At 70.7% G+C, this 11,102-nt stretch carries 8 protein-coding genes and 1 pseudogene; 6 read left to right on the top strand and 3 right to left on the bottom strand.

Translation table 11 applies throughout. The annotated features are described in order from the left end of the window. The coding region (locus O3Q52_RS38715; protein ID WP_269653270.1) for a LysR substrate-binding domain-containing protein at positions 1 to 632 on the top strand (632 nt) is incomplete at its 5' end. An 89-nt stretch (positions 633 to 721) separates the two neighbouring features. After that, positions 722 to 1,123: a VOC family protein gene (locus O3Q52_RS38710; protein ID WP_269653269.1), complete on the top strand. Its 402-nt coding sequence runs from the start codon at positions 722 to 724 to the stop codon at positions 1,121 to 1,123. 147 nt (positions 1,124 to 1,270) lie between these two features. Here the strand turns inward: O3Q52_RS38710 and O3Q52_RS38705 are convergent, their stop codons facing one another. Continuing rightward, positions 1,271 to 2,005 (bottom strand): helix-turn-helix domain-containing protein, encoded by a 735-nt coding sequence (locus O3Q52_RS38705; RefSeq protein WP_269653268.1) that lies wholly within the window; start codon positions 2,003 to 2,005, stop codon positions 1,271 to 1,273. 10 nt (positions 2,006 to 2,015) lie between these two features. Continuing rightward, positions 2,016 to 2,951: an AraC family transcriptional regulator gene (locus tag O3Q52_RS38700; RefSeq protein ID WP_269653267.1), complete on the bottom strand. Its 936-nt coding sequence runs from the start codon at positions 2,949 to 2,951 to the stop codon at positions 2,016 to 2,018. A gap of 80 nt (positions 2,952 to 3,031) precedes the next feature. Here O3Q52_RS38700 and O3Q52_RS38695 point away from each other — a divergent pair, with 80 nt between their 5' ends. After that, the gene (locus O3Q52_RS38695) at positions 3,032 to 3,868 is read left to right on the top strand and encodes an NAD(P)H-binding protein (protein WP_269653266.1); all 837 of its coding nucleotides are present in this window, start codon (positions 3,032 to 3,034) and stop codon (positions 3,866 to 3,868) included. 57 nt (positions 3,869 to 3,925) lie between these two features. Here O3Q52_RS38695 and O3Q52_RS38690 read toward each other — a convergent pair whose 3' ends face one another. Continuing rightward, positions 3,926 to 5,077: a YihY/virulence factor BrkB family protein gene (locus tag O3Q52_RS38690; RefSeq protein WP_269653265.1), complete on the bottom strand. Its 1,152-nt coding sequence runs from the start codon at positions 5,075 to 5,077 to the stop codon at positions 3,926 to 3,928. Positions 5,078 to 5,927: 850 nt separating this feature from the next. On the opposite strand from O3Q52_RS38690, the gene O3Q52_RS38685 reads away from it, so the two are divergent. From O3Q52_RS38685 to O3Q52_RS38675, 3 genes and pseudogenes are all read left to right on the top strand, one after another. Continuing rightward, the gene (locus tag O3Q52_RS38685) at positions 5,928 to 8,375 is read left to right on the top strand and encodes a Pls/PosA family non-ribosomal peptide synthetase (protein WP_269653271.1); all 2,448 of its coding nucleotides are present in this window, start codon (positions 5,928 to 5,930) and stop codon (positions 8,373 to 8,375) included. Between the two features lie 64 nt (positions 8,376 to 8,439). Further along, positions 8,440 to 10,770, top strand: coding sequence for an amino acid adenylation domain-containing protein (locus tag O3Q52_RS38680; RefSeq protein ID WP_269653264.1), 2,331 nt, complete (start codon positions 8,440 to 8,442; stop codon positions 10,768 to 10,770). A gap of 110 nt (positions 10,771 to 10,880) precedes the next feature. Then, positions 10,881 to 11,102, top strand: a pseudogene (locus O3Q52_RS38675) (hypothetical protein); the annotation flags it as partial.

Here is an 11,102-nt window from a genome sequence, read left to right as displayed (position 1 = left end):
CTACCGCCGCCGCCCGCCGCACCCGCCGCGCCGGTGGCGCCGACAGCCCGGGTGGCCCCCGCAACCGCCTGGTGCTGGCAGTGAAGGCCGCCGCGGCTCACGAACTGCTGCAGAAGCTTCTCGACGCCTACGCGGCCGAGCCCGATGCCGCCGAGATCGAGGTGCTGCCGTGCGGCTTCTGTGAGCAGGAAGAGCTGCTGCGTGACGGCCGCGCCGATGTGGCGCTCATGCACACGCCGTTCAACTCCCTCGCCGGGTTCGACAGCGAGGAACTGCTGGCCGAGGGGCAGATCGCCATCCTGCCCGCCGACCACCCCCTCGCCGCGCACAAGTCACTGACCTCGGCCGACGTCAGCGACATCCCCGGCCTTCCGGCCGCCCGCTGGCCCCGCCACGGCACGTACCCACCCGGCCCGGGCCCCGAGATCCGCGACCAGACGCAGCTGGCCCAGCTGATCGCCCTCGGACGCACCATGGCCGTCTTCCCCGACTCCGCCCGCGCCTGGCTCTGGTCCGAACACACCGCCGTCCCCCTGACCGACGCACCCCCGGTCATCACCCACATCACCTGGCCCGCCCACAGCCGCTCCCTGGCACTGGCCGGCCTGATCCGCACGGCCACGCGGCTCTGACCTGCACGTCCAGATCCGTGCTGCTCTCGCACAGGGCCGTGTCCGATTCGTTCAAGACCGTCGTCCAGCGCCCTCCCTACGGTGGCCCCATGACTCCACGATTCGACCTCATCGGCCTCGTCGTCTCCGACATGGCCGCCTCCCTGACCTTCTACCGCCGTCTGGGACTCGAATTCCCCGAGGGCGCCGAGAAGCAGCCGCACGTCGAGGCGGACCTGCCCGGCGGGCTGCGCTTCGCCCTCGACACGGAGGACACGATCCGCTCCTTCCACCCCGGCTGGCAGCCGCCGACGGGCGAGGGAAGGGTCGGCCTGGCCTTCGCCTGCGACAGCCCCACGGACGTCGACGCCACCTACGAGGAGCTGGTGGCTGCCGGCTACGAGTTCGAGCTCAAGCCCTGGAACGCCGACTGGGGCATGCGCTACGCAGTCGTACGCGACCCGGACGGCAACGGCGTGGACTTGTTCGCACCACTGAGCACGACGCCGTAACGACTGGGCGGGCTGAGCTCGTAGGGCATGGGGTGGCTGGCCTCGTAAGGAACGCGGCGACCAATCGCCCCGTCAGGGGCGCGGGGAACTGAGCGATCAGCCCCCACCGGACCCTCACCCACCCACCACGCCCCACACCCCACAACCTCAACGCCGCAGCAACTCCCCCAACGGCGCCCCCGCCAACTCCCGTACGTCACGCGCCAGATGGGCCTGATCGGCGAAGCCGGCCCGCACGGCGGTGTCCGCCAGAGGCACTCCGTCCCGCGCCAGCACCAACGCCCGCTGCAGGCGCAGAATCCTGGCCAGCGTCTTCGGCCCATAGCCGAAGACGCCCCGCGCCCGCCGGTGCAACTGCCGTTCGCTGAACCCCACCGCGTCCGCGACCGAGGCGACGGAACGTCCCGCGGACAGCCCCGCGACAGCACCCCGCACCCACGGATCGGGCGGATCGACATCGCCCGCCCGCGCCACGGCCAGGGCCTCCAGCGCGACGGCGGGATCGGCCGCCGCGTCCACCCGCTCGGTCAGCCGCCGGACGGCCCTCGCGCTCCACAGATCCGCGAGGTCGACCCGCCGGTCGCGCAGTTCGTGCGCCGGGACGCCGAGACAGGCGGGCGCCGTCCCGGGGAAGAACCGGACGCCCGCGAACCGGGTGCCGCCGGGCGCCTCACTCACGTACGCGCGGGTGTCGGGCCCGGCGACGAAGAGCCGTCCCTCGGTCCACAGCAGGTCCATGCACCCGTCGGGCAGCACCGGCGCCGAGTCGCCCGGCACGGCGGTACGGGTCCACACGACCGCGCCCGGGAGCCTCGACGCCCGCTCCCGGTACGGGTCCGGCGACACGGCCACGTACGGCTCGTCCACGTACGGCTCCGCCACAGGCAAAACGCTACGCCGCCCTCGTCCGGTGTTCCTGCGGGCTGACCCCGTAGATCCGCTTGAAGGCGCTGGACAGTGCGAACGCGCTGCCGTAGCCGACCTGGCGGGCGATCGCCTCCAGGGTGTCCTCGGTGCCGCGCAGCCGGTCGGCGGCGAGGGCGAGGCGCCAGCCGGTCAGGTACGTCATCGGGGGCTCGCCCACGAGTTCGCTGAAGCGGCGGGCGAGTGCGGCCCGTGAGACGCCTGCCTTCGCGGCGAGGGAGGCGACCGTCCAGGGGTGCGCCGGGTCGTCCTGGAGGAGCCGCAGGACCCGGCCCACGGCGGGGTCGGCCAGAGCCTGGTACCAGGCGGGCGCCTCGGCCTCGGGGCGGGAGAACCAGGCCCGCAGCGCGGCGATGACCAGCAGGTCGAGCAACCGGTCGAGGACGACCTCCTGGCCGGGCTCGTCCCGCACGATCTCTTCCATGATCAGCGGGGTGAGCGGGCACTCCCACACGTCGGAGGGGAGGGTCAGGAGCGCCGGCAGCGCGTCCAGCAGTCGGCCGCTGACCTCGCCGTGCATCGGATACGTCCCGATCAGCATCACCATCGAGCCGTCGATCCGCGCGCCCCAGGTGCGGACGCCGAGGTCCATCCGGCCCTTCAGCGAACGGCCGTCCGGGTACGTGCACACCTGGTTCGGCAGGATCACCGCCTGGGGCTCGGTCGCCGGGTCGTCGGCGCAGGTGTAGGGGTCGGGGCCGCGCGCGATGGCGAGGTCACCGGCCCGCAACCGCACCCGCTCCCCCTCCTCGGGCATGATCCAGGCATGCCCGCGCACCATGAGCATGACGGTGAGCGGGGCACGGTCCTCGATGCGCAGGGACCAGGGCGGCTCGAAACACGCTCGGATCATGAAGGCGCCACGCGCGCGTGGACCTTCCAGAAGGCCTGCGAGTGCGTCCATGTCCTCAGGGTAGACGCGCCCTTATGGGAACGAGAGCTTCAGCGATGTTCCCTTTCGGCATGCGGCCGTTGACTGGGCTCATGACGGAAAACACGCGGAACGAGACGGTGTTGGTGACGGGGGCCTCGGGCAGGACGGGGCGTCAGGTGGCGGAGTCCGCGAAGGCCGCCGGGTTCGGTGTACGGGCCGCTTCGCGCAGCAGCGAGGTGCGCTTCGACTGGTACGACTCCTCGACGTGGGCCGAGGCGCTGCGCGGCGCGGACGCGGCGTATCTGGCGTACACGCCGGACATCGGCGCCCCGGGTGCCGCGGAGAACATCGCGGCCCTCGCGCGGCTGGCCCAGGAACTCGGCGTACGCCGTCTGGTGATGCTGTCGGCGCGCGGCGAACGGCAGGCGGAGCCGGCCGAGCGGGCGCTGCGCGAGTCGGGTGCCGGGTGGACGGTCGTGCAGGCCGACTGGTTCTTCCAGAACTTCAGCGAGGGCCTGCTGCTGGAGGGCGTGCAGAGTGGTGAGTTCGTGTTCCCCGCCGGTGAGGTGAAGGTGCCGTTCATCGACACCCGGGACCTCGCGGACGTCGTCGTGAAGGCGCTGACGGACCCCTCGTACGCGGGTCGGACCCTGGAGATCACGGGGGCGCGGCTGCTCTCGTTCCGGGAGGCCATGGCGGAGATCACCGCCGCGGCGGGCCGGGAAATCCGTTACGTGCCGGTGTCGACGAAGGAGTACGGGGCGATCCTGGCCGGGTTCGGGCTGCCGCCCGAGGAGGTCGCGTTCATGGAGGGGGTCTTCGACGGGCTGCTCGACGGCGGCAACGCCCGGTCCACCGGGACCGTCCGGCAGGTTCTGGGGCGCGCGCCGCGCGACTTCACGGACTTCGCGCGGGAGCTCGCGGCGACCGGCGTGTGGAAGGTCTGACAGCCGCCGGCGTACCCCCGAAAGGTTCCGGAGCGCGCCCTGGCGCCCCCGTCGTGGTCACTGCGGCGGAGGCGTCTCGTCGCCGTTCTTGGGGGTGGTCTTCGCATGGGTCCGCAGGCGGGAGGTCACGTCCTCCGGGGGCAGGAAGCGGGACCAGCGCTCCGGGAACTCGGAGGGCATGTCGGGGTCGTCCGGGTCGTCGGCGAGGTGGGCCCTCGCCGCGGCCGCGCGGGGGACGAGGTCGGCGGCCTGATCGGCGCGCAGCCGTTCGTTGACGGCACGCGCGGCGGCGGTGGCCGCGGCCGGCCAGACCCGGTCGATGGCCGCGTTGACGGCGGCGCCGACGAGGACCGCGAAGGCGGAGACGCCGATCCACAGCAGCACGGCGACGGGTGCGGCCAGGGAGCCGTAGATGCTGGGGCCCTCGACCGTGTTGGTCAGGTAGATACGCAGCAGGAAGCTGCCCAGCACCCACATGGCGAGGGCCACCAGGGCGCCCGGCACGTCCTCGACCCAGGGCGAACGCACCGGTACCGACACGTGGTACAGCGTCGTCAGGAAGGCGATGGACAGCACGATGACGACGGGCCAGTACAAACCCTGTACGACGTTCTCCGACCAGGGGACGACGTCCACCACGGCGTCCGGGCCCGCGACGACCAGCGGCAGCACGATGGAGCCGATGAGCAGCGCCGCGAGGAACAGCGCGAAGGCCACGAGGCGGGTCTTGACGATGCCGCGTACGCCGTCGAGGCCGTACATCACGGTGATGGTGTCGATGAAGACGTTCACGGCGCGTGAGCCCGACCACAGGGCGAACAGGAAGCCGAGGGAGATGACGTCGGGGCGGCCGCCCTCCATGACGTCGCGGAGGACGGGCTCGGCGATCTGTGTGACGCCCTTGTCGGTGAGGATCGTGCGGGACGCCTCCAGGAGGTTGGTCTCCACGCTGGCGATGGTGTCGGCGCCGGTCCAGTCGTCCACGTAGACCAGCAGGCCGAGCATGCTGAGCAGCAGCGGCGGCACGGACAGCAGCGTGAAGAACGCCGCCTCCGCCGCGAGTCCGAGGATCCGGTACTCGATGCACGAGTTGACGGTGTCCTTGATCAGCAGCCAGGCAGTCCTGCGCTTGGAGACGTTCCGATAGAGGGCACGGGCCCGATGGAGACGGCCGGACGCGCTCTGAGGGGGTTCACTTGCTGGCTGCACGCCCTAAAGGTATCCGCCGTGCGAGGTTGCACTCGTCCCGCGGTACCACGACCGGGTCCGAGGTGCCCGGCGGCGCGCTTCCGCCCCTCCCGGTTCCGTCATACGAAAGAAAAGCGGCAGCAATCCGACAGAAACCGTAAAGGAAAATCGAACCGGCTTTCTGTCATGACCGCGTTGGCCGAATTACTCACCCTCCAGAAGCGGAACGCGCGACAGCATATACGCCATCCATAAAGTGAGTTCCCCGGTCGCCCGTACGGAGGGGGCGGTTCAGGGGCGAAATCGATGAAGGTCCGAACGGCGATAAAGCGCCATAGGCCGAAACGCCCTTGACCCGTTCATGAGCACACAGAAACAATTCGGATTGCATTCCGCTGGGCACGTGGGGACGGCTCAGTGCACCACGACACGGGGGACTCAGAAAGGCCTGGACCAGGGCCCGACACAGCCGCGTTACCCGTGATCCGCGTGGGAACCACGCGGATCATGCCGTGCTGCTCTGCACCTTTTCACGCGGCCCCTCCAGACACTCGGCGAACTCGGCGAACAATCTCCTCCCGTCTGCCATCTCATTCTCATTGAGCACAATTCTTCCTTCCGGCCCGAGCCTTTCTTCCGGAACAACTCTTTCTTCCGGCACACCGGAATCACATCGGAATCACCCCTGGTTCACCCACGCCTCAGGCATAGCCAATTCGGCTGCCCGATGAAACTGCGGGCGTGATTCCTTCGTATTCCCATCCGGAGTACCAATCACTCCGAACGGTCCACAAGTAGCAGTAATCATCAGCAAGGAGATCAAGTGGTGGTAAATCCGGGTGAGGTCACGACCGCCGCTCCGGCCGGCTCCCTGACCACCCACGCCCCGGCGAACGGCACCGAACACGTCCTCGCGGAGGTGCTCGCCGGCGTCGTACGCGTCGAGCGGGTCCCCGTCGACAGTCACTTCTTCGACGACCTCGGCGCCAACTCCCTGGTGATGGCCCACTTCTGCGCCCGCGTCAGGAAGCACCCCGACCTGCCGTCCGTGTCGATGCGGGACGTCTACGCCCACCCGACGATCCGGGGGCTCGCGGCGGCACTCGCCGAGGTCCCGGACGAGCCGCCGGCGCCCGCGCCCGAACCGGCCGAGCCTCCCCCACCGGGCAGCACCGCACGGTACGTCCTGTGCGGAGCACTCCAGTTCCTGGTCTTCGCGGCGTACTGCCTGCTCTCCGGGCTCGTCACCGCTCAGGGGTACGACTGGGTCTCGGACGGCGAGGGCGTGGTGGACATCTATCTGCGGTCGGCCCTCTTCGGCGGTGCCGCCTTCGTCGGGGTGTGCGCGCTGCCGGTGGTGGCCAAGTGGGTGCTGGTCGGCCGCTGGAAGGAGACCGAGTTCCCCGTCTGGAGCCTGGCCTACCTGCGCTTCTGGACCGTCAAGGCACTGCTGCACGCCAACCCGATGGTCCTGTTCGCCGGCAACCCGCTCTTCGTGCTCTATCTGCGGGCGCTCGGGGCGAAGATCGGCAAGGGCGTCACGATCCTCTCCCGCTCGGTCCCGGTCTGCACCGACCTGTTCACCGTCGGCGCGGGCACCGTGATCCGCAAGGACTCCCACTTCCTCTGCTACCAGGCGCACGCCGGCCGGATCCGCACCGGCCCGGTCACCCTGGGCCGCGACGTCTTCGTCGGCGAGAGGACCGTCCTCGACATCGGCACCTCCATGGGCGACGGCTCCCAAATCGGCCACTCGTCCGCGCTGTACGGCGGCGCGTCGGTGCCGGACGGGCAGCACTGGCACGGGTCCCCCGCCCAGCGCACGGACGTCGACTACGTACGCGTGGCGCCCGCCGACTGCGGCACCGCGCGGCGGGTGGGCTACGGCCTGGCCACCGTGCTGCAGACGCTGTTCCTCTACGTGCCGCTCCTCGTCGGGGGTACGTACATGCTGCTGACGGTGGCGCCCTCGCTGGAGGTACTGCTCGACCGAGAGACGCAGCGCATCACGTCGGTGCGGTTCTACGCCGAGGCCCTCGGTCTGTCGCTCGCGCTGTTCGTGGGCCTCATCCTGATCGGCTTCGCCACCGTGGCCGTACTGCCACGGCTGCTGAACCAGGTCCTCGAACCCGACCGGGTCTATCCGCTCTACGGCTTCCACTACTCGGTGCAGCGTGCCGTCGCACGCCTGACCAACGTCAAGCTCTTCAAGTGGCTGTGCGGGGACAGCTCGTACATCGTCCACTACCTGCGGGCCCTCGGATACGACCTCTCCCACGTCGAACAGACCGGCTCCAACTTCGGTACGGAGGTGGGGCACGAGACGCCGTACCTGGCCACCGTCGGCAGCGGCACGATGGTCGCCGACGGACTGTCGATCATGAACGCCGAGTTCTCCGGCACCTCGTTCCGCGTCTCGCGGACGTCGATCGGGGCGCGCAACTTCCTCGGCAACCACATCGCCTACCCCGCCGGGGGCCGCACGGGCGAGAACTGCCTGCTCGCGACGAAGGTGATGGTCCCGCTCGACGGCGAGATCCGTGAGGGGGTCGGCCTGCTGGGCTCGCCGCCCTTCGAGATCCCGAGGACCGTGGAGCGCGACACCCGCTTCGACCACCTCCGTGAGGGCGACGAGCTGCACCGCCGCCTGGCCGCGAAGAACCGGCACAACCTGCGCACCATGGGCCTGCTCCTGTTCATCCGGTGGTTCGACTGGTTCGCGCTCACGGTCCTCGGCTTCGCCACCTTCGACCTGTACGGGGAGCTCGGCGCCGCGGGCGGTCTGCTGATCGGCGCGTCAATGATCGTCGGCCTCGCGTTCACCACCGGCTACTACGTGCTGGTGGAGCGGCTGATCTGCCGGTTCCGTCCGCTGGAGCCCCGGCTGCACTCCATCTACGACCCGCTGTTCTGGCGCCACGAGCGGCTGTGGAAGGTCCCCGACACACACATCGCCATCTACAACGGCACCCCGTTCAAGAATCTGCTCTGGCGGCTGCTCGGGGTCCGTATCGGCCGCAGGGTCTTCGACGACGGGGCCTACATCACCGAGCGGACGCTCACCGCCATCGGGAGCGACAGCACGCTCGGCGCGCACAGCAAGGTGCAGTCGCACTCGCAGGAGGACGGCACCTTCAAGTCCGACCACATCGAGATCGGCGACGGCGTGACGCTCGGCGTCGGCGCGCTCGTGCACTACGGGGCGTCGATGGGCGACGGCGCCGTACTCGCCGCCGACTCCTTCCTGATGAAGGGCGAGGAAGTACCGGCGGGGGCCCACTGGGGCGGGAACCCGGCGGTCGCTCAGCGGCGCTCCTGACGGCTCCGCGGCACAGACAGGCTCCGCGGCACGGACAAGAAGGACAACAGGGGGAAGCAGGACCATGGAAACGATCCCGAAGTGGACGCTCGACCCGGTGCCCGGCACCGCGGAGTACGAAGTGCCGCTGCCCGAGGGCCTGGTGCGGGAACCCCGCGCCCTCCTGGCCGCACACGCACGGGTCCTCGCCGCACTGTCCGGCGAGCGCGAGGTGACGGTCGGGTACGTGGCGGCGAAGGGCGGGCGGCCGAGGCCGTGCCCGCTGACCGTCGGCACCGGCTCCTGGCGTGACCTGCTGGAACACACCCGCGAGGCCGTGACGGACCTGGCCGCGCAGGGGGCGGGAGACGAACCGGCGGCCTTCGAGACCGTGCTCGATCCGCACGGCGGCCGGGGCCCCGAGGACACCGTGCTGCACGTGGCGTTCGAGGACCACACCCTGCGCCTGCGCTACCGCACCGACGTCCTCGACGCGGACGCCGCCGCCCGGATCGCCGGATACCACCTCACCGCGCTCACCCAGCTCTCCGCCGACCCGGGCAGCGAGCCCGGCCGGCAGAGTCTGCTGTCGGACGACGAACTCCACTTCCAGCTCGACGGGTTGGCGGGGCCGCACCGCGAGCTGCCGGACCGTCGGGTCCACGAGCTGTTCGAGGAAAGGGTGTTGGCCCACCCCGACGCCGTCGCGGCCGTGCGGGGCGACCAGGAGTGGACGTACCAGGAGCTCAACTCCCGGGCGAACCAGCTCGGCCGGGCCCTGCTGACCCGCGGGCTGCGGCGCGAGGACGTCGTCGCCGTGGTCATGGAGCGCGACCTGGACTGGATGGCCGCCGTCCTCGCCGTCCTCAAGGCGGGCGGCGTGTATCTGCCCGTCGAGCCGCACTTCCCTGCCGAACGCATCGCGGCCACCCTGGCGCGCGCCGGCTGCGAACTCGTCCTGACGGAGGACGGCAGCACCACCACCCTGGACGGGGCCGACACCGGCGCCCGCGTCCTGCACGTCGACACGGCCTACGCGGAGAACCACCCCGACAGCGACCTCGGCGTCCCCGTCGCCGCGGACCAACTCGCCTACATCTACTTCACGTCCGGCTCCACCGGCGAGCCCAAGGGCGCGATGTGCGAGCACGCCGGTTTCCTCAACCACGTCCACGCCAAGCTCGACGACCTGGGTGTCGGCGAGGGCCGGGTGGTCGCCCAGACCGCACCCCAGTGCTTCGACATCTCGCTGTGGCAGCTGGTCTCCGCACTCCTGGTCGGCGGCCGCACCCTGCTGGTCGCCCAGGAGGTGATCCTGGACGTCCCGCGGTTCGTGGACACGATCACCGGGGGCCGGGTCAACGTCCTCCAGGTGGTCCCGTCCTATCTGGAGGCCGTACTCGCCGAGTTGGAGCAGCGCCCGCGCGAACTGCCGGACCTGCACTGCGTGTCGGTCACCGGGGAGGCGGTGAAGAAGGAGCTCGTCGAGCGCTGGTTCGCGGCCGAGCCCGGCATCCGGCTGGTCAACGCGTACGGGCTGACCGAGACCTCGGACGACACCAACCACGAGGTCATGTCCCGGGTGCCGGACCAGGACCGGGTCCCGCTCGGACGGCCGGTCGCCAACGTGCGGGTGTACGTCGTCGACGAGGACCTGTCGCCCGTACCCCTCGGGGCACCCGGCGAGATCGTCTTCTCCGGTGTCTGTGTGGGCCGCGGGTACGTCAACGACCCCGAGCGGACCAGTGCGGCGTTCACCACCGACCCGTACCGCCCGGGCGAGCGGCTCTACCGCAGCGGTGACCACGGCCGCTGGCTGCCCGACGGCAAGCTGGAGTTCCTGGGCCGGCGGGACAGCCAGGTCAAGATCCGCGGCTTCCGTATCGAGATCGGCGAGATCGAGAACGCGCTGCTGCGGGTGCCCGGGGTCCGGGACGGCGCCGTGGTGGTCGTGGGCGGCACGCGGCTGGTGGCGTTCTGCGCCGGGGCCGCCCGGTTCGACTCCGGGGCCGTGCGGGAGCGGCTCGCCGTGTCACTGCCCGCGTACATGGTCCCCTCGGCCGTCCACTGGCGGGAGAGCCTGCCGCTGACCGCCAACGGCAAGACCGACCGGAAGACGCTGACCGGGCTCGCCGGTGAGCTCGACTCCGCCGGGAACGGCTCGCAAGCAGGAGAGGGCGCGCACGCGCCCGGTACCGCGAGCGAGCGCCGGGTGGCGGCGGCCTGGGCCCAGGTGCTCGGCATCCCCGGCGACCGGATCGACCGCCGGGACCACTTCTTCGACCGCGGCGGCACCTCGCTCGCGGCGGTGAAGCTCGCGATCGCCCTGGACCGGGCGATCACCCTCAAGGACGTCACACGTCATCCCGTCCTCGCGGACCTGGCGGGGCTCCTGGACACCCCCGCCGCCTCCTGACCACGGCCGACCACACGGAAGACACGGAACCGAAGGCACCGACGACACCCATGACCGGAACACCGCACACCCGCACGACCGAACACCGCAAGGCCGAAAGGAAGCACCTGATGTCGTCTTCATCTCCGACGTTGCTACCGGACGTCGACCTGCGCCCCGGCAGCCCTCCGATCCTGCGCGCCGACGCCGCGGGCGACACGGCGGGCTGGGCGGCCGGACACCGCGACGCGCTGCGGGCCGTCGTCGCCGAGCACGGCAGCCTCCTGGTCCGTGCCTGGGACTTGAGCATCGCCTTGAAGGCCGCGCCCTTGGGGTCGCCGCCCTTCTTGACG

The organism is Streptomyces sp. ActVer, from assembly GCF_027270795.1.
GTDB lineage: Bacteria > Actinomycetota > Actinomycetes > Streptomycetales > Streptomycetaceae > Streptomyces > Streptomyces umbrinus_A.
Note: the sequence above shows the minus strand (reverse complement) of the source record. Positions and strands in the feature narration are given on the sequence as shown.